The organism is Collinsella aerofaciens (assembly GCF_040926185.1).
In the GTDB taxonomy this organism is placed as follows: Bacteria; Actinomycetota; Coriobacteriia; order Coriobacteriales; family Coriobacteriaceae; genus Collinsella; species Collinsella aerofaciens_BC.
The window spans coordinates 66,873-85,102 of the sequence record NZ_JBCOIQ010000003.1; the positions used below are offsets into that span (position 1 = coordinate 66,873).

The 18,230-nt window shown below is 60.7% G+C and carries 17 protein-coding genes; all 17 read right to left on the reverse strand.

Annotated elements, in window-relative coordinates; translation table 11 throughout:
- Positions 1 to 10: 10 nt before the first annotated feature.
- Positions 11 to 1,372 carry a M50 family metallopeptidase gene (locus tag AB5750_RS02235; RefSeq protein WP_368145428.1) on the reverse strand — a complete coding sequence of 454 codons (1,362 nt, stop codon included), beginning with the start codon at positions 1,370 to 1,372 and terminating at the stop codon, positions 11 to 13.
- 25 nt (positions 1,373 to 1,397) lie between these two features.
- The gene (gene dxr / locus AB5750_RS02240) at positions 1,398 to 2,585 is read right to left on the reverse strand and encodes a 1-deoxy-D-xylulose-5-phosphate reductoisomerase (protein WP_368145427.1); all 1,188 of its coding nucleotides are present in this window, start codon (positions 2,583 to 2,585) and stop codon (positions 1,398 to 1,400) included.
- Positions 2,585 to 3,484: a phosphatidate cytidylyltransferase gene (locus AB5750_RS02245; RefSeq protein WP_227790438.1), complete on the reverse strand. Its 900-nt coding sequence runs from the start codon at positions 3,482 to 3,484 to the stop codon at positions 2,585 to 2,587. Before AB5750_RS02245 ends, dxr begins: the two co-directional genes overlap by 1 nt.
- A gap of 2 nt (positions 3,485 to 3,486) precedes the next feature.
- Complete coding sequence (uppS, locus tag AB5750_RS02250) at positions 3,487 to 4,281, reverse strand: undecaprenyl pyrophosphate synthase (protein ID WP_368145426.1); 795 nt, start codon at positions 4,279 to 4,281, stop codon at positions 3,487 to 3,489.
- Position 4,282: 1 nt separating this feature from the next.
- Positions 4,283 to 4,819: a ribosome recycling factor gene (gene frr / locus AB5750_RS02255; protein ID WP_006236112.1), complete on the reverse strand. Its 537-nt coding sequence runs from the start codon at positions 4,817 to 4,819 to the stop codon at positions 4,283 to 4,285.
- A 2-nt stretch (positions 4,820 to 4,821) separates the two neighbouring features.
- Complete coding sequence (gene pyrH / locus AB5750_RS02260) at positions 4,822 to 5,544, reverse strand: UMP kinase (protein WP_368145425.1); 723 nt, start codon at positions 5,542 to 5,544, stop codon at positions 4,822 to 4,824.
- 118 nt (positions 5,545 to 5,662) lie between these two features.
- Positions 5,663 to 6,532, reverse strand: coding sequence for a translation elongation factor Ts (gene tsf, locus AB5750_RS02265; protein WP_022094736.1), 870 nt, complete (start codon positions 6,530 to 6,532; stop codon positions 5,663 to 5,665).
- Between the two features lie 45 nt (positions 6,533 to 6,577).
- Complete coding sequence (gene rpsB / locus AB5750_RS02270) at positions 6,578 to 7,306, reverse strand: 30S ribosomal protein S2 (protein ID WP_006236109.1); 729 nt, start codon at positions 7,304 to 7,306, stop codon at positions 6,578 to 6,580.
- A gap of 219 nt (positions 7,307 to 7,525) precedes the next feature.
- Positions 7,526 to 8,446 (reverse strand): tyrosine recombinase, encoded by a 921-nt coding sequence (locus tag AB5750_RS02275; protein WP_368154903.1) that lies wholly within the window; start codon positions 8,444 to 8,446, stop codon positions 7,526 to 7,528.
- Positions 8,443 to 9,780, reverse strand: a complete 1,338-nt coding sequence (trmFO, locus tag AB5750_RS02280; protein ID WP_368145424.1) for a methylenetetrahydrofolate--tRNA-(uracil(54)-C(5))-methyltransferase (FADH(2)-oxidizing) TrmFO — start codon at positions 9,778 to 9,780, stop codon at positions 8,443 to 8,445. The genes AB5750_RS02275 and trmFO overlap by 4 nt, the downstream gene beginning before the upstream one ends.
- A gap of 14 nt (positions 9,781 to 9,794) precedes the next feature.
- Positions 9,795 to 10,730 (reverse strand): DNA-processing protein DprA, encoded by a 936-nt coding sequence (locus tag AB5750_RS02285; RefSeq protein WP_055309874.1) that lies wholly within the window; start codon positions 10,728 to 10,730, stop codon positions 9,795 to 9,797.
- Complete coding sequence (locus tag AB5750_RS02290; RefSeq protein WP_368145423.1) at positions 10,727 to 12,250, reverse strand: YifB family Mg chelatase-like AAA ATPase; 1,524 nt, start codon at positions 12,248 to 12,250, stop codon at positions 10,727 to 10,729. Before AB5750_RS02290 ends, AB5750_RS02285 begins: the two co-directional genes overlap by 4 nt.
- Positions 12,250 to 12,735: a YraN family protein gene (locus AB5750_RS02295; protein ID WP_238022474.1), complete on the reverse strand. Its 486-nt coding sequence runs from the start codon at positions 12,733 to 12,735 to the stop codon at positions 12,250 to 12,252. The genes AB5750_RS02290 and AB5750_RS02295 overlap by 1 nt, the downstream gene beginning before the upstream one ends.
- A gap of 189 nt (positions 12,736 to 12,924) precedes the next feature.
- Positions 12,925 to 13,713 carry a ribonuclease HII gene (gene rnhB, locus AB5750_RS02300; protein WP_055250018.1) on the reverse strand — a complete coding sequence of 263 codons (789 nt, stop codon included), beginning with the start codon at positions 13,711 to 13,713 and terminating at the stop codon, positions 12,925 to 12,927.
- A 93-nt stretch (positions 13,714 to 13,806) separates the two neighbouring features.
- Entirely contained in the window at positions 13,807 to 14,148 is a 342-nt protein-coding gene (gene rplS, locus AB5750_RS02305; RefSeq protein ID WP_006236098.1) for a 50S ribosomal protein L19, read from the reverse strand.
- A 210-nt stretch (positions 14,149 to 14,358) separates the two neighbouring features.
- Positions 14,359 to 17,109, reverse strand: coding sequence for a pyruvate, phosphate dikinase (gene ppdK / locus AB5750_RS02310; protein WP_368145422.1), 2,751 nt, complete (start codon positions 17,107 to 17,109; stop codon positions 14,359 to 14,361).
- A 250-nt stretch (positions 17,110 to 17,359) separates the two neighbouring features.
- Positions 17,360 to 18,226: a pyruvate, water dikinase regulatory protein gene (locus AB5750_RS02315; protein ID WP_238022472.1), complete on the reverse strand. Its 867-nt coding sequence runs from the start codon at positions 18,224 to 18,226 to the stop codon at positions 17,360 to 17,362.
- Positions 18,227 to 18,230: the final 4 nt, after the last annotated feature.

Sequence of the window (18,230 nt, forward strand, 5' to 3'; positions counted from 1 at the left end):
AAACACTCCCCTACAGGATAAATCGAAGGACGTCGGAACGAAGCATATAGACAAACAGCAGCGCAAAGAGCGCGATGCCCACATAGCTCACAATCGTCTGGACCTTGAGCGGAAGCTCGCGGCCAGCAATCTTTTGAATGATCTCGATGACCAGCTTGCCGCCATCGAGTGGTGGGATGGGCAGCAGGTTCATAAAGCCAAGCGAGAACGAAATGAGGGCGGCAAACGAAAGGAACGTGGCAGGGCCGGCAGCAGCAGCCTGTGAGGACATAACGCTAATGCCCACGATCGAAGAAGACTGATCGAGAATCTCCATCGTATGCTGCGGCTGGAGCAGGCGCATCACGCCCTCCGCTGTCTGCGCGACACAGGAGAACGAAAGGCGAGCCGACGTGATGGGGTCTAAACGGACCACCTGCGTAGAGGCATACGCACCTAGGCGCTCGTCCTCTTTGAGCGCAACCGAGGTCGAATGCTGCTTGCCGTCGCGCTCATACTCAATGGCGATATCGTCCTTACCGGCGGCCTTGCCGATGGCATCGTAAACGTCCATCCAGGTAGAGCACGATACTCCGTCAACCGAAAGGATCGCGTCGCCGCCCTCGATACCCGCCTTGGCGGCAATAGACCCCTCGTCAACCTGACCGATCACGTTGGTATCCATCGGCACGGTGACACCCGCAATAGAGTAGATGCTCATAAGCAGCAAAAAGCCCGTCAGGATATTGACGAGAATGCCCGCGAGCAGCATAAAGGCGCGTTTGAGAAAACCCTGGCCCAGATAGGTATGCGAACGCTCTTGCGCAAGGAACTCGGCTTCGCCGCACGGCAGCTCCCACACATCGCCCTCGGTAGTCGCATGCTCTCGATCGAAACGGCGGCCGTCAAAGGTGGTGTAACCCGCCGCGTCTCGCGGCAGCGTCTGATACTTGGTGGGATAGTAGCTCGGCGAGGGCTTCTCCCCTTCCTCATACCAAGGCGCGATAGAGCCCCAACCCAAGAGCAAGGCGCATGCCTCGAGCACAACCTCCTCGGATAGCTCGAGCTCGACAGCAAGGTCGGCCACGGTCACGCGACCATGACGATAGATAGCCGCGAGCACGCGATCGGCACACGAGACGTCGGTCGGATCCATACCGCAGATGGCAGCGTAGCCACCCAGCAGCAGCGGGGTCACGCCAAACTTGGTTCCAATGCGACGCGACGTGTAATGGATGTCAAAGCGGCAAGGCAGGCCCAAAAAGAACTCGGTCACACGGACGCCGCAGGCACGCGCCGCCAAAAAGTGGCCGCCCTCGTGCAAAAACACGAGGACGGAAAGCATCAGCAGGCCCCAAAAGACCGATGAGAGAACGCTCAGAACAGTATCCATAAAACGAAAAAGCAATCCTTATGGGTTAGGAACGGGTTGCGGCGAGCACCTGCGCAGCCTTTTCACGCGCCCATGCATCGATGTCGTGAAGCTGCTCAAACGAATCGACCGCCTGCATATCGTGGGAATCCATGCAGGATTCCACAATGCGATCGATATCGGTAAAGCTGCAGCCATCGTGCAGGAAGGCATCGACGGCGACCTCGTTGGCGGCATTGAGCACGCACGGCATGGTGCCACCCGTCTTGCCGGCACGTTCGGCCAGTGCCAGACAGCGGAAGGTATCCATGTCGGCAGCATCAAACGTGAGCTGCCCCAGCTCGCGGAAATCGATACGAGGCGCCGGGGTATCCCAACGCTCGGGATACGAGAACGCGAACTGGATGGGAATACGCATGTCGGAAGCACCGAGATGCGCCATCACGGAGCCGTCGGCAAACTCGACCATAGAGTGAATCTTGGACTGACGCTGCACGACCACGTTAATGAAATCGAGGTCGCAGTTAAACAGATGCATGGCCTCAATGCGCTCTAGGCCCTTGTTCATGAGGGTGGCGGAGTCGATGGTGATCTTGGCACCCATGGCCCACGTGGGATGTGCGAGGGCATCGGCACGCGTCACGCGATTGAGCTCGTCGCGCGTACGGCCAAAGAACGGACCGCCCGAGCAGGTAAGCCAAATACAATGAGCCTCGCGCGGGTCCTCCCCCAGATAGCACTGGTAGATGGCGGAGTGCTCAGAGTCGACTGGAATAAGCTGGCCCGGTTGTGCCAACGGCATAAGCAAGTCGCCACCGACGACGAGGGACTCCTTGTTGGCAAGGGCAAGGCGCTTATTAGAGGTCAAGGCCGCATGGCTCGCCTCGAGACCGGCGGCGCCCACAATAGCAACGAGCACGCAGTCGACATCGTCGCGACGCGCGAGCTCGCAAACCGCCTGCGCGCCAACGCCGAGCTTCGTTCCCTCGGGCAACTCCTGCAGCACGGCGTCATCGCCGTGAGCGACATCGGCCACGGCAACCGCCGGAACCGAGAACTCGCGGGCAGCGGCAACGAGCTCAGAGGTGCTGGAATTAACGGACAGCGCCGTCACCTGCAGGCGATCGGCATGCTGACGGCACACATCGAGTGCCTGGGTGCCGATAGAGCCCGTACAACCCAGGATGGCAACACGGAGGCGTCCATCGGGGCCATACGTCGTCTGGAATGACATTACAGCACGCCTCCGATCATCAAAAGCAGCTGAGCGGTAATGCAGCCAAAGATGAGCGAATCGCTACGATCGAGCATGCCGCCGTGGCCCGGGATAAGGTTACCGGAATCCTTAACGCCCACACCGCGCTTGATGCGCGACTCGATGAGGTCTCCGATAACGCCCAGGATGGACACGACCACGCCGCACAGCAGCGCATAGGGCAGGCTGAGCTTGTAGAAGTGCGTCGCCCACAGGATGAGCCAAATCAAAACCGAGCCCAGGATGCCGCCGACAAACCCCTCCCAGCTCTTTTTGGGAGAGATCTTGGGAACCATCTTGTGCTTGCCGATACGGCTGCCCACAATGTAGGCAAACGAATCGGAGACCCAAAGGGACGCGCAAACGCCCACTGAAAGCAGGGCGCCGGCAAAACCGGGCACGGCATCGCGCAGCAGCACGATAGCCGACAGCATAAAGCCAGTGTAGATGGGACCCATGAGCGTCACGGCCACATCAGAGATGCGGGTACGCGGCGACCAGACATACCAAATGCCCACAGCGAGCATCAGGGCAAAAAGCAGGGCATTCAGCAACATCGAATCGCCCAACGCCGACAGCGGAAAGAGTACGGCGGCAGCGATACCCATGCGCTCGTTAGCCATCTTGCCATCGAGCCTCGTCATACGGAAAAACTCATAACAGCACAGACCGCTCATGACGGAAACAAAGATGGCAGTGGGCACGATACCCAAAACCAGGCACAGGATAAAGACAACGGCGTAGACGATACCGGCGGCGGCACGGGTAATAAAGCCCGCCAGCCACGAACCGCTGCCGCTCTTCGCTGCAGGCGCTCCCGCAGTGGCAGCTTTACGCGCAGGCGTCTTGGGAGCAGATGCCTTGGGACGATCGGACACGATTAAGCCTCCTCGGTCTTGCTCAGTCCACCAAACCTACGGTCACGGCCCTGATAGGCCAAAATGGCATCGACAAGACCCCAACGATCAAAGTCGGGCCAATAGGTATCGGTGACGTAGAACTCGGAATAAGCTACCTGCCACAGCAGATAGTTCGAAAGGCGCAGCTCACCAGAGGTGCGAATCACAAGCTCAGGATCGGGAAGACCGGCGGTATAGAGGTGGGAAGCCAACATGTCGTCATCAATTGCGGCAGGATCAATCTTACCGGCGACAACGTCGAGTGCGATCTGACGGACAGCGCGGGTAATCTCGGCACGCGCGCCGTAGTTGACGGCAAGCGCCAGCGTCATACCGGTGTGATCGGCGCACTCGGCAAGACCGCGTTCAAAAACGTCGCGGGTCTTCTTGGGCAGCGCGGAAATATCACCCAAAAAGACAACACGCACGTTTTCGCGCTTCAGAAGCGGCAGCTCGTCGATGAACGTCTTGGCAAACAGGTGCATCAAGACGTTGACCTCATGCTGCGGACGGTTCCAGTTTTCGGTAGAAAACGCATAGGCCGAAAGCACGTCGACGCCCAGACGCACGCAGGCGGTAATAATCTCGCGAAGGGAGACGATACCCGCCTTGTGGCCCTCGGTGCGCGCAAGACCGCGCGACGTGGCCCAACGACCGTTGCCGTCCATGATGCACGAGATATGGTGCGGAATGTTATTGAGGTCAAGGTCGGAAAAACCGACGCCCGTAGGGGCGTCGGCAAAGTACTCGACCAGTTTATACTCGTCGTATTGCACCTTAGATCTCCATGACCTCGGCTTCTTTTTCCTTCAGAAGCTCCTCGACCTTGGCGACATACTCATCGGTGTGCTTCTGGACCTTGGCCTGCTCGCGACGGACATCGTCCTCGGTGAGCTCCTCATCGCGCTCGAGCTTGTTGTTGAAGTCGCGACGGATGTTACGGATAGACACCTTGGCCTGCTCGGCGTACTCGCGGCACTCCTTGACGAGCTCGCGACGGCGCTCCTCGGTGGGAGCCGGGAACGGAAGACGAACGACGGTGCCATCGGAGTTGGGGGTAATACCCAGATCGGAAGCGCCGATGGCCTTGACGATAGCATTGATGAGTGCCTTGTCCCACGGCTCGATGAGCAGCATGTGGGCCTCGGGGGTCTTGACGGCGGCAACCTGCGTGACCGGCGTGGGAACACCGTAATAATCGACGGTGATGTCGGACAGAATGTTGGCATTGGCGCGGCCGGTACGGACCTTGGAGAAGTTATGCTTGAGGGACTCGAGCGACTTGTCCATATGGGCGGTGATGTTCTCTGCCATGCTTAATCCTCCTGATAGACGAGCGTGCCGACGGGCTCACCCGAAAGCGCGCGCTTGACGGTGTCCTCACCATCGATGTTGAGGACCAAAATCGGCATACGGTTGTCCTGGCACAGTGCCGTAGCCGTGGAATCCATAACCTGCAGACCGCGGACGAGAACCTCGTGATAGGTAATCTTGTCAAAACGGACGGCGTCGGCGAACTTGACGGGATCCTTGTCGTAGATGCCGTCAACCTTGGTGGCTTTAATCAGAATCTCGGCGCCGATCTCGCACGCACGAAGAGCCGCGGCGGTGTCGGTCGTAAAGTACGGATTGCCCGAACCGGCGGCAAAAATAACGACGTTGCCCTTGGAAAGGTGGTTGATGGCGCGACGGCGAATATAGGGCTCGCAGATCTCGTTCATCTGGATAGCGCTCATCACGCGGCAGGGAACATCGTTATGCTCGAAGGCATCCTGCAGGGCGAGCGCGTTCATAACGGTTGCCAGCATGCCCATGTAGTCGGCCTGAGCACGCTCCATGCCACCGGCAGCGCCTGCCATGCCGCGGAAAATATTGCCACCGCCGACAACGACGCCGACCTCATGGCCAACGGCGAGCAGCTCCTTGACCTGCTTAGCAAGATGGTCGGTAACCTTGGGGTCGATGCCATATTGGCCGTCGCCCATCAGCGCTTCGCCGGAAAGCTTAAGAAGCACGCGTTTATATCGGATGTCGAACAAAGCGATCCTCCTTTAGATTGAACTCTCAACATTCTATCAAAGGCTCTAAGAAGAGCCATGAAAAAGCAGGCTGTGAGTAAAACCCACAGCCTGCTCATTACCAGCTACAAGAGCTTATTTACTCGCCACGGACCAGACGGTCAAAGGCAACGACGGTAATGGTGTCGCCGAGCTCCTTGGAGACCTGCTCAGCGTACTTCTTGATGGTGAGGGAGCTGTCCTTGATGAACTCCTGCTCGGTGAGCACGGACTGCTTGTAGAACTTCTCCAGACGGCCGACAGCCATCTTCTCCTGGATAGCCTCGGGCTTACCGGACTCGGCAGCCTGAGCCATGTAGATCTGCTTCTCGTGCTCGACGGTCTCGGCCGGAACCTGATCGCGGGTAGCGCAGATCGGGGCGACGGCGGCAACCTGAAGGGCAACGTCGTGAGCGAAGGTCTTGAAGGATTCAGCCTGAGCGGTCTCAGCCTTCTCGAAGGCGAACTCGACGAGGACGCCGATCTTACCACCCATGTGGATGTAAGAAGCGAGCGCGCCGTTCTCAGCCTTGCGGGCAGCGAAGCGGGAGATCTTCATGTTCTCGCCCATGATGTGAATCATCTCGGTGAGCTCGGAGGAAACGGTCTCCTCGCCCATCGGCTTCTCGAGCAGAGCGTCGACGTCAGCAGGCTCGGTGGTAGCGACAACCTCAGCGACCTTGGAAGCAAAGCCGGTGAACTTGGCGTTAGAGCCAACGAAGTCGGTCTCGCAGGAGAGCTCGAGCAGAGCGCCGGTCTTGCCATCCTCGGAGACGAACGCGGCGACAGCGCCCTCGTTGGTCTCACGGCCAGCCTTCTTGGCAGCCTTGGCAAGGCCGTTCTTACGCAGAACGTCGACAGCGGCGTCCATGTCGCCGTCAGCCTCGACGAGAGCCTTCTTGCACTCCATCATCGGGGAGTCGGTCATCTCGCGGAGCTGCTTGACCATAGCGGCGGTAATCTGGGCCATTGTGGTTCCTTTCAAAGAGATGAAAAAGAATTAACTAAGACTGATTTACTCGGCCTTGGGCTCAGCGGCCATCTCGGCCTCGGAGACCTGCTCCTTACCAGAGCCAGCGAGGCAGGCGTCAGCCATGAGCTCGCACATAAGGGTGACAGCAGAGATAGCGTCATCGTTGCAGGGGATGCCGTACTCGACCTCGTCGGGATCGGAGTTGGTGTCGATCAGAGCGACGACGGGGATGTTCAGGCGCTGAGCCTCCTTGATGGCGTTCTCCTCGCGCTTGGTGTCGATGACGAAGAGAGCCTGGGGCAGACCCTTCATGTCGCGGGCGCCACCGAGGTTGGTCTGGAGCTTGGTGAGCTCCTTGCCGAGAACAGCCTGCTCCTTCTTGGGGAGCACTGCCATGCGGCCGTCCTCGACCATGGCCTCGAGCTCCTCCATGCGGTTGATGCGGGAGCGGATGGTGACGAAGTTGGTCAGCATACCGCCGAGCCAACGCTGGTTGATGTAAGGCATGTTGGCGCGCTCAGCAGCGTTCTTGACGGCCTCCTGAGCCTGCTTCTTGGTGCCGACGAACAGCACGTTGCCGCCCTTGGCGACGTTCTTGACGAAGGTGTAGGCCTGGTCGGCGTCGAGGATGGTCTGCTTGAGGTCGAGGATGTAGATGCCGTTGCGCTCACCGAAGATGAACGGCTTCATCTTGGGGTTCCAGCGACGGGTCTGGTGACCGAAGTGGCAGCCGGCCTCGAGCAGGGTGCGGATATTAATCTTGGTAGCCATGTTAAACCTCCTGTGGTTTGCCTCCGCGCGGGGTCATCCTCCAAAACCAACCCGGACATGTGCTACCAAAGCCCGGGCACCACGGTATGAAGTAGCCGCGCGTGCGTGATAAAAACATGTTGCCGTGAAGCAACCCGATGAATGATAGCAGGAATGCATCTTCCTGCCAACCCGCAATCAAAACCACACACCTGAGTGCGACGCGGGACGTCCCAGCCACTATTCGCCGCGGGGATGGGCTTGAGCCACGGCACGTTTGAGCCGATCGGGCGTGAGATGCGTGTAGATTTGCGTCGTGGACAGGCTCGCATGACCCAGCAGCTCTTGAACCGAGCGCAGGTCCGCACCGCCCTCGAGCAAGTCGGTCGCAAAGGTATGGCGCATCGCATGCGGGGCGATGTCGGCCGGAATGCCGGCGAGCGTCGCCAGCATATGGAACCGCCGCCGGAGCATGGCGGCGCTCATGCGATTGCCGCGCGCCGATATAAGCAGCGGATGCGGCCCGGTAGCGAGGTCGCGGCGCTTTGCACGAGAGAGCAACTCCGGCCTCCCCTCCTCAATATAGAGACGCGTCACTTCGAGCGCACGACGATACAGAGGGACGATACGTTCCTTGCCCCCCTTGCCCCACAGGCGCAGCGTGCATTCGGACCAAGCGATGGACTCCACATTGAGTGCCGCGAGCTCAGAGATACGGGCGCCGGATGCATAGAGCAGCTCGAGCATCGCCGCATCGCGCAGTCCCGCGGGCGTCGAGGTGTCAGGCGTCTTGAGCAGCGCCTCGACCTGCTGGGTCGTAAGGACGCCCGGCAGGTCACGCGGCAGCTTGGGCGATGCGATCGCCGAGACCGCATCACCCTCGACAATCCCCTCGGCAGCCATCCACCGATAGAGCGAGCGAATGGCAGACAGATGCGCCGCAAGCGTTCGGGGAGCCACCTGGTCACGCGAAAGCTCGGCAAGATAGCGACGAATGGTGCGCACGTCGGCAGCAAAAGCATCGATATCCTCGCGCTCGCACCAGGCAGCAAAGCGCTCCAGCCTCGAGCCATAGGCCGTCACCGTGTTGGGAGAAAGTCCCTCGACACGTGCGATATAGGCGATAAACGAGTCGACGGTGTCGTACAGGTCAAAAGCTATGACCGGTCGCCCCCAAACAGGTCGGGGCGAGTGGCCAGATAGGCATCAAGGGCCTCGAGCGCACGGTCCGCATAGGCCTGGTAGCGGTCGCGCTTGCTGCGGCGCTTACCATCCTCGAGTGGCGGCACCAGGCCAAAGTTGACATGCATGGGCTGATAGCCCACGGTGGCAGGATCGGTCGCATAGCCCACGAGCGCACCCAGGGCACCCACACGCGGCAACTCGACGCCCGCGGCACCGATAGCCTCGGCATAGGTGTTGAGCGCCGCGAGCAGACCTGTCGCCACGGCTTCCATGTACCCCTCGGTGCCGGTGATCTGACCGGCCAGGCGCACGCCGGTACCGGGCACGGCAAAGGTGCCATCGAGCACGTGTGGGGCGTCGACAAAGGTATTGCGGTGCATGACACCGTAGCGGAAGAACTCAGCGTTCTCCAGGCCCGGCACCATATGGAAGACGCGCTTCTGCTCGCCAAAGGTCAGGTTGGTCTGGAAGCCCACCAGATTATAAGCGGTCTTCTCCTTGTTCTCGGCACGCAGCTGAATCGCCGCCCAGGGGCGACGTCCGGTACGCGGGTCGGTGAGGCCGACGGGCTTCATGGCGCCAAAGCGAATGGCGTCCTTGCCGGTGCGCGCAACTTCCTCGGCAGGCTGGCAGGCTTGGAACAGATCGCCGCCCTCAAAGTCTTTGAGCACCACGCGGTCGGCCGTGGTAAGCGCCTCGATAAAGGCCTCGTACTCCTCCTTGTTGAGCGGAGCGTTGAGATAGTCGCCGCTCCCCTGCTCCTCGTAGCGCGACTGCGAGAACAGCACGTCCATATCGAGCGTGGAGGCATCGACGATCGGCGCCGCCGCATCAAAGAATGCCAGGGCATCGCCACCGACGAGCTTCATAACCTCTTCGCTCAGCGCCGGTGAACACAGCGGGCCCGCGGCAATGACCACGTGACCCTCGGGAATCTGTGTGACCTCACCGTGCACGACCTCGATATTGGGACGAGCGGCAACCTCGGCCTCGACAAGCTCGGAGAATGTAACACGGTCGACCGCCAAGGCGCCACCGGCGGGAACAGCCGCGCGATGGGCGCAATCGAGCAGGACTGAACCCATGCGCTCAAGCTCGGCCTTCAGCAAACCAGCCGCGGAATCCGGACGGGTCGACTTAAACGAATTCGAGCAGACGAGCTCTGCCAGGTGATCGGTATGGTGAGCCGGGGAGCTCACCTGGGGGCGCATCTCGCACAGCTTTACGGCAAAACCGCGATCTGCCAGCTGGATCGCGCACTCCGAACCCGCCAGACCGCCACCGATAACTGTCACCTGATCGAACTGCATCTGCAAACACCTTTCTAATTGACACGTTTTCCATTGTGACCGAAGGGTGTCTGGGCGTGAAGGGCAAACTTGGAGGGCGCATACCTTCCATCCATCATGCGCTCGATAAGACCCTCGAGTTCAAGCGAACCCAAGAGTTTGAGTACGCCGACAGCATCGAGCGAGACGAGCGCCGCGATGTCGTCGACCTTGAGCGGAGAGGCGATGAGCGCATGCATCACGGTCTGCTGCGTTGGATCCAGGTCGGCAATGCCGGGAGCATCGGGGCGCGAGTAGCGCAGGGTTCCGTAGATGCGTGAGATAGCCATCTCGATAGATTCCTCGTCGACGATGCAGCAGGCACCGTTCGCAATGAGGTAATTCGTGCCACGCGACTCGGGCGATAGGATCGACCCCGGCACGGCAAGAAGTTCGCGCCCCAAATCCATAGCAGCCTCGGCTGTGGAAAACGTCCCAGAAGGCATACCCGCCTCGGATACAAAGAGGGCTTGCGACAGGGCCGCGATTACGCGATTGCGGCGCGGAAAGGCGAACTTGCGCGGACCCATGCCCCACGGAGAGATCGACACGACCGCGCCACCCGTATCAAGCGTGCGCGTAATCAGCCCCGCGCTCGAACGCGGGTAGACCACGTCGGCGCCCGTCCCCAGCACCACAACGTGTTTGCCGCCGGCGTTGACCGCAGCCCAACCCGAGGCCTGGTCACAACCGACCGCACCGCCCGAAACTACCGTCACTCCCGCCTCAACCGCCACCTTCGCCGCAAGCTCTGCCACGGCAAGACCATACGGCGAGGCCTTTCGCGCACCGATGATGGAGAGCGCGGGCGTCGAAAGCGCCTCGGGGTTGCCGCGCACATAGAGCGTCTGAGGTACATCAGAAAGCTCCAAAACGGTCTCGGGATACAACGCGTCACCTGGATGCAGCTCGAAGGTCCCCTCAGCCATCATTGGTCCCTCCTTCCCTGGTACATCGCCGCCTCGAGCACGTGGTCCTGCGTCACCTGCTCGCTCTCGGCGACATCTGCGATCGTGCGCGCAATGCGAACAAGGCGCACGATGCCACGCCCTGTGAGATGCGTGCGCTTCGACAGGCCGAGCACACACTTCTCCGCCGCATCATCGAGCTCAAAGGTCGAAACGACGCCGTCAATGGACCGTGTCTCGTCATCCTCGGCCTCGGCATCCGCATCGTCCATGCGGGATTCGCGCCAAGCGCGAAAGGCGCGACCGCGCACAACGTAGTCACGTAACTCGGCCGACGACATGCCCTCCGCACCCTCGATAATCACTTGAGGGTCGGGACGGGTCACATCGATCATCATGTCGATACGGTCGGCCAAAGGACCGCGCAGTTTAGACCGATAGCGCTCGACCATCGCCGCCGAGCAGCGACACGGCACCTCGCGATCGCCCAAAAAGCCGCAGGGGCAGGGATTGCTCGCAGCCAGCAGCTGAAAGCGCGACGGGAAGGTAAAAGCCCCGTCGACGCGTACGATCCTCACGTAGCCGCGTTCGATGGGCTGACGCAGCGTCTGCAGCACGCCAGTGGGAAACTCAGCAAGCTCGTCCAAAAAGAGCACGCCGCCATGAGCAAGGCTGATCTCACCCGGGTGCACCGGGCGCCCGCCGCCGATAAGGCCTGCGGTCGAAATACTGTGGTGGGGACTGCGGAAGGGGCGGTGCCCCGCCAACAAGCCATCAATGTTCTCACCCAAAACCGAATGGATGCACAGTGCCTCCTGCTGATCCTCAACGGAAAGCTCGGGCAGGATGCCGGTCATACGGCGTGCGAGCATCGTCTTGCCCGATCCCGGAGACCCGATCATGAGCAAGCCGAGTTCTCCTGCCGCCGCAAGCGCCATGCCGCGTTTAGCGACTTCCTGCCCCAGCACGTCGGCATAGTCGAGCTCAGGCTCAAAGGTCGCCTCGACGCCCTCGGAATCCAGATAGTGCCGAGCCGCCTCGCCCATGCCATGGGCAAGTTGAGACAGATGATCGATAAAGCCGCAATCCACGCCCGTGAGTGGCACATGCTGGTCGGACCTGCCGGCGATAAAAGACAGCCCCATGTCGCGAGCCAATAGCTGAAACGCCACCTCGCCCTTGACGGGAAGCACCGTACCGTCCAGACCAAGCTCACCTGCGATAAGGCAGCGATCGAGGTTGTCACGGGGAATCTGCTCATCGGCCGCTAGAACCGCGATGGCGATGGGCAGGTCAAAGCCGCTACCTGTCTTGCGGATATCGCCGGGTGCCAGGTTAACGGTAATGCCCGAGCGCGGGATCTCGAACCCGGCGGAGCGCATCGCGCAGCGAATACGACCGCGTGACTCCATCACCTCCATACTCGGAATGCCGAGCATCTGGATGCCCGGAACGCCACCGGCAAGCGAGACCTCGACCGTGACGTGAATCGCCTCGACGCCGCGGATGCAGGCCGCGTGAACGGCAAACGTCTCGAACGCCATCACGACACCTGCCAATCGAACGCGTTGTACTGGTGCTCGATCTCGGCGATATGCCCGCCGCGGATGGTGACACCCACAGCATCGAAGCGAATCGCCTTGAGCGGATAATGCTCCATGAGATAGCAGCTTGCGATGCGGCGGTAGCGGCGTTGCTTTTGGGCGTCCACGGCCTCCTCGGGAAAGACCCGCGTGGTGCAATCCAGGGCGACGCGTCTCGTCTTGACCTCGGCCATCACCACGACATCGTCGAGCTCATCGAGCAGCACCAGATCGGCCTCGCCCTCGGTGCAACGATAGCCCTGCTCCAGCAAGGTGTAGCCGCGCTCGTTAAAGTAGTCGATGGTGATCAGCTCGCCCAGCATGCCTAGCTCGCGGGGACTGAGTCCCTTGATAAACTCGGGCGTCATCGCCCCGGAGTCGAGCTCGCCGTTTTCCCAACGCTCCTTGAGCTGCTGCGTCTTGCTCTTTTTGCTTGCGGCACTCATGGGGTCTCCTTTCCCGCACACTGCATTGCCCCGATGATGAGGGCACCTTTCATGCGGGTAAGTACCGGAAGCAAACCAAAAGCTGACCAAATGCCGTCAAAAAACGGGCCGTACGCAACAATGGTGTTGCATACGGCCCGCTACCAGCAGGTTTATAAAACCCCAGAGGTCCATGTCTCCACAATTGGCCTAGAAAAGGCGCTCAGTCTGCAGAAAGTTTCCGCAAAAGCTCACGCGGTGCAGCGGACAAAGTCCATGTTTGCGAATGGCCTCGATGTGCTCGGGGCTCGCATAGCCCTTCGACTCGGCCAGATGGTACTCGGGATACTCGGCGTCGTACTCGACCATCATCTCGTCACGCGTGACCTTGGCCATGATGGACGCCGCGGCGATGCAGGCGATCTTGGCATCGCCCTTAACCACATCGCGCTCGTTAGGAACGGCGCCCAAGGGGTTGCCATCCATAAGCACGCAATCGGGCTCGAGCCCCGTATCGGCCACGGCGCCCGCAACGGCGGTACGGATAGCACGGGCCATGCCCATCTCATCGATATCCTTAGGCGCGATATGGCAAAAACCGATCGCCGTCGCCACCTCGGCAATCTTCACTGAGAGCAACTCGCGGCGCGCCGGCGTGAGCTTTTTGGAATCGTTGATGCCCCAGACGCGCGGCTCCATAGGAAGGCAGACAGCGCATACCGTCAAAGGACCGGCCACCGATCCGCGACCCACCTCGTCGACACCAACGACCACTCCATCGCCGCCAAGCTCATGCATAAGCTCGTACATGTCATTGACGCGCTCGCGCTCGGCAAGCTCTTTGGCATGGCGTTTGAGGGCGCGTTCGCAAGCCTTGATCACCTGCTGGCGCGGGTCCTCGCGATAATGCTCCACGAGGGCGGGAATCTCCTCAAACGTGGCGCTCGCCAGCTCACCGGCAACCTGCGATGCCGAAACCGAGCTCGTCATGTTGGCCATACCAGGCCCTCCTTGCATGCAAATCAGATAAAAAGAAGGGCCACCCGAAGGTGACCCTTGTGTCCAAACGAGTGGACAGACGCTGCGATCTTCTTAGCGCTTCTCGGGGATGCGAGCAGCCTTGCCCACCTTGTCGCGGAGGTAGTACAGCTTGGCGCGACGGACGCGACCATGACGAACGACCTCGAGCTTGGCGATCTTGGGGCTGTGAAGCGGGAAGGTACGCTCAACACCGACACCGAAGGACATCTTGCGGACAGTGAAGGTCTCGCGGGCACCGGCGCCGGCCATGCGGATGACGTCGCCCTGGAAGACCTGGATGCGCTCGCGGTCGCCTTCCTTAATGCGGTAGTGAACCTTGACGTTGTCGGCGACGCGAACCTGAGGAATGTCCTCGCGGATCTGCTGACGCTCGATTGCGCGGATGTAATCCATGTGCAATTCCTTACTCTTCTAGAGGTGCCGTACCACCATGGCCGGCACGTAGTTGAACAAACGTATTCGAGTATACACGCGCGGGTTTCTGCTGCAAGAACAATTTTTTACGCAGACAAAAAGACAAAACCCGCACATGATAACCGCCCGTCTCACAAATGAGACGGGCGGCATGAAGGGGGGCTACACTAGGCGTCTACGCCCAAAACGTTAGGCGGGACGCTTGGCCTCGAGCTTGGCCTGGGCGGCAGCCAATCGCGCGAGGGGCACGCGGTAGGGCGAGCAGGACACGTAGTCCACGTCGGCCACGTTAAACAGGCCCTTGATGGACTTGGGGTCGCCGCCGTGCTCGCCGCACACGCCAAAGTGCATGTCGGGGTTGGTGGCACGGCCCTTCTCGACGGCCATGCGTACCAGCTCGAGTACTGCCGTATCGATGGTCTCGAAGGGGTTGTCCTTCAGAATCTTCTTATGCATGTACAGCGGGATGAACTTAGCCTCGGCGTCGTCACGCGAGAAACCGAAGGTCGTCTGGGTGAGGTCGTTGGTGCCAAAGCAGAAGAAGTCGGCATGGTGGGCGATCTCGTCAGCGACCATGCAGGCGCGCGGCAGCTCGAGCATCGTGCCCACGGGAATATTGAGCTCGACGCCTTCTTCGACGGAAACCTCGGCGATCACGCGCTCGATGACCTCGCGGGTCTGGACGTGCTCGGCCGTGATGGAGACGAGCGGAACCATGATCTCGGGACGCGGGTCGACGCCCTCCTTGATAAGGCAGGCAGCAGCCGTGGCGACGGCGCGAACCTGCATGAGCGGCAGATCGCTAAAGACGACGGATAGGCGCACGCCGCGCAGGCCGAGCATCGGGTTGGACTCGACCATGCCGTCGATGCGACGCAGGCGGGCACGCAGGGCGGCAAGCTCTTCCTCGCTGGCGCCAGCGGCCTCCTTCTTGGTGATGGCAACCTCGAGCTCGCGAGGATTATCCAAGAACTCATGAAGCGGCGGATCGAGCAGACGAACGACCACATCGCGACCGGACATGGTCTTGAACATGGCCAGGAAGTCCTCCGTCTGAACCTTGAGCAGATCGGCGAGGGCCCGCTGCTTCACGGCCTCATCGTCGGACAGGATAAAGCTCTGGATGATGTTCTTACGGTCGCCCAGGAACATGTGCTCGGTGCGGCACAGGCCAATAGCCTCGGCGCCAAACTCGAGTGCGAGCTCGGCATCCTCAGGGTTGTCGGCGTTGACGCGCACATGGTTGGCGTGGCCATCGGTCTCGTCCAGACGAATCTCGTCGGCCCAGGACAGGATGGTGTCCAGGTCGCCGGTGAGCTCAGCCGAAACCAGATCAACGGCGCCGTCGACGACGATGCCCTGGGTGCCGTCGATGGAGATGATGTCGCCCTCGTGCAGCACGCGGTCGCTGCCCTCGATGCGCACGACCTTCTCGGCAGCATCGATGTGGAAGCGCTCAACGCCGCAGACGCAGGGCGTACCCATACCGCGGGCGATAACGGCGGCATGGCTCGTCTTGCCACCGTGGCTGGTCAGGATGCCCTCGGCGGCGACCATGCCCTTCAAGTCGTCGGGGTTGGTCTCCCAACGGACCAAGATAACCTTATGACCCTCGTTTGCGCGCGCGACGGCGTCATCGCTCGAGAACACGACCTCGCCCACGGCGGCGCCGGGGCTGGCGTTCAGACCGCTGGCCAGCGCCTCGTACCTCTTGGAGGCGTCAAACTGCGGGTGCAGGAGCTGGTCGAGTTGCGCGGGATCGATACGGCTCACGGCCTCTTCGCGGGTGATCAGGCCTTCCTCGACCATTTCGATGGCGATGCGCAGGGCGGCGATGGCAGTGCGTTTACCCACGCGTGTCTGGAGCATCCAGAGCTTGCCCTGCTCGATGGTGAACTCGATATCGCACATATCGCGGTAATGGTCCTCGAGCGTCAGGAACACGCGCTCGAGCTCCTCACCTGCAGACTCGAGGCCCGGGGTGGCCTTGAGGTCGGCGATGGGCTCGGTGTTGCGGATACCGGCGACGACGTCCTCGCCCTGGGCATTAACCAAAAAGTCACCGTAGAACTCCTTGGTGCCGTCAGCCGGATTACGCGTAAAGGCGACGCCCGTCGCAGAGGTCTCGCCCTTGTTGCCAAAGGCCATGGCCTGCACGTTGACGGCGGTGCCGAGGTCGTCGGAAATGCCATGCTGCTTGCGGTAGATGCAGGCGCGCTCGTTCATCCAGCTGCCAAAGACGGCCTGGATGGCAAGGCGTAGCTGAAGCTCCGGGTCGTGCGGGAAAACGGGCTTGCCGTCAGCGACCTCGAGCTCGGGATACAGGGAGGCATCGACGTTCTCGGAGAAGATGCCCTTAAAGGTCTCGACGAGTTCCTGCAGGTCCTCGGCCGAAAGCTCGGAATCGACGCGAACGCCGGCGACCAGACGGGCCTGGGTCAGGGCGTTCTCGAACAGGTCGGCGTCAACGCCCATGACGACATTGGAAAACATCTGGATAAAGCGGCGGTAGCTATCCCAGGCAAAACGCGGGTTCTGCGTCTGCGCGATGAGGCCCTGGACGGAATCGTCATTGAGGCCCAAGTTGAGGACCGTGTCCATCATACCGGGCATGGAGAACGGAGCGCCCGAGCGAACCGACACGAGCAGCGGATCGGAGGCGTCGCCGAGCTTCTTGCCGCAGCGGGCCTCGAGGTCCGCCTCGGCAGCAACGATCTCATCGAGTGCGCCCCCGGGCCACACGTTGCCGGCACCGGAGTACTCGACGCAAGTCTGGCAGGTAATGGTAAAGCCACCGGGAACCGGCAGGCCGATGCGGCTCATCTCGGCAAGGTTTGCGCCCTTGCCGCCAAGCACGAAGTTCATGGACTTGTCGCCCTCAGTGACACAGGTGCCCTGGGCGTCGGTTCCAAAACGGTAAACCCTCTTGCAATCGCTCACGATACTTCCCCTTCCATGCACTTACGCGCACGACCGTGGTAACGAATCGACCCGCCGGATGCGGGCCGTGAGGGAACTATACGGCCGGATTTGAACGGGCTTGAGCAGAGGATACGCGGTTTGGTAAACGTGCTAAAACTGGCGGTAAACGGTAGGTAAAGTTGGTTACCTTATGAAGATACCACTACAATAAAAAAGCAGGTCAGATGCGATGTTTTTGCTAAATCGCTTTATCAAAATGCTACTAATATTAGGCGCGACTGGCGGCGCGGCGGGCGCGGGCTTCTTGGATTTCCTCCAAGTGGCTAATGATCTCGGCAGCGCTTTCCTCGATGGCCTTGCCGTCGGTACGCACCACAAAGCAGCCTAGGCGCTTCATGAGGGCACGAGCTTCCTCGAGCTCGCTGCGCACGCTCTCGGGCTCGGCATAGGAGCCGGCAACGGCACGGGCGTAGTCATCGCCCAAGCGGCTATCGCGAATCTCGGAAATAACGTCGACGGTCGAAATCAGGCCAAACAAACGCATCGGGTCGACCTCGTAAATTGACTTGGGCGGCTCCATGCCATGGGCCAACGGAACATTGGCAACCTTGTAACCTTGAAAGGCCAAAAACATCGACAGCGGCGTCTTGGACGTGCGCGATACGCCCAGCAGCACGATATCGGCACCCGACAGATCGTCGCAGCCGCGCCCGTCATCGTGCTCAACGAAATACTCCATGGCCTCGATACGATGGAAATAGCGGTCATCGGTCTTGTGAATCACGCCCGCGACGCCCTTGGGCGGTACACCGATGAGCGACGACAGCACGGCGAGCGTCGGGCCGATCAGGTCGACCGAACGGATATGCAGCATGCCCAGGTAATCGAGCACACGAGCACGTAGCGCCGGGTCGACGATGGTATGGAACACGGCGATATCGCGATGGTCGGCATCGACGCGCGGCCCCACAAATGACTTGACCTGCTCCACAGAAGTCACCTTAGGCAGGCGCAAAACACAAAAAGCCCCTTCATCAAATTGCCCGGACGCCGCAAGCACCACCTCACAAGCGGTATCACCGAGCGAGTCGGAGATAACGATAACGGTGGGACGAGCGGTGACCGGGCAATCCATGCGG

Coding starts and splice junctions, on each gene's coding strand:
- dxr (WP_368145427.1), bottom strand. CDS start 2,585: ATGTCATTCCAGACGACGTATGGCCCCGATGGACGCCTCCGTGTTGCC.
- rplS (WP_006236098.1), bottom strand. CDS start 14,148: ATGGATTACATCCGCGCAATCGAGCGTCAGCAGATCCGCGAGGACATT.
- AB5750_RS02295 (WP_238022474.1), bottom strand. CDS start 12,735: ATGAGTGCCGCAAGCAAAAAGAGCAAGACGCAGCAGCTCAAGGAGCGT.
- AB5750_RS02235 (WP_368145428.1), bottom strand. CDS start 1,372: ATGGATACTGTTCTGAGCGTTCTCTCATCGGTCTTTTGGGGCCTGCTG.
- tsf (WP_022094736.1), bottom strand. CDS start 6,532: ATGGCCCAGATTACCGCCGCTATGGTCAAGCAGCTCCGCGAGATGACC.
- AB5750_RS02285 (WP_055309874.1), bottom strand. CDS start 10,730: ATGATGGCTGAGGGGACCTTCGAGCTGCATCCAGGTGACGCGTTGTAT.
- rpsB (WP_006236109.1), bottom strand. CDS start 7,306: ATGGCTACCAAGATTAATATCCGCACCCTGCTCGAGGCCGGCTGCCAC.
- trmFO (WP_368145424.1), bottom strand. CDS start 9,780: ATGCAGTTCGATCAGGTGACAGTTATCGGTGGCGGTCTGGCGGGTTCG.
- frr (WP_006236112.1), bottom strand. CDS start 4,819: ATGGCAGAGAACATCACCGCCCATATGGACAAGTCGCTCGAGTCCCTC.
- rnhB (WP_055250018.1), bottom strand. CDS start 13,713: ATGGCCAACATGACGAGCTCGGTTTCGGCATCGCAGGTTGCCGGTGAG.
- AB5750_RS02290 (WP_368145423.1), bottom strand. CDS start 12,250: ATGGCGTTCGAGACGTTTGCCGTTCACGCGGCCTGCATCCGCGGCGTC.
- AB5750_RS02315 (WP_238022472.1), bottom strand. CDS start 18,226: ATGGATTGCCCGGTCACCGCTCGTCCCACCGTTATCGTTATCTCCGAC.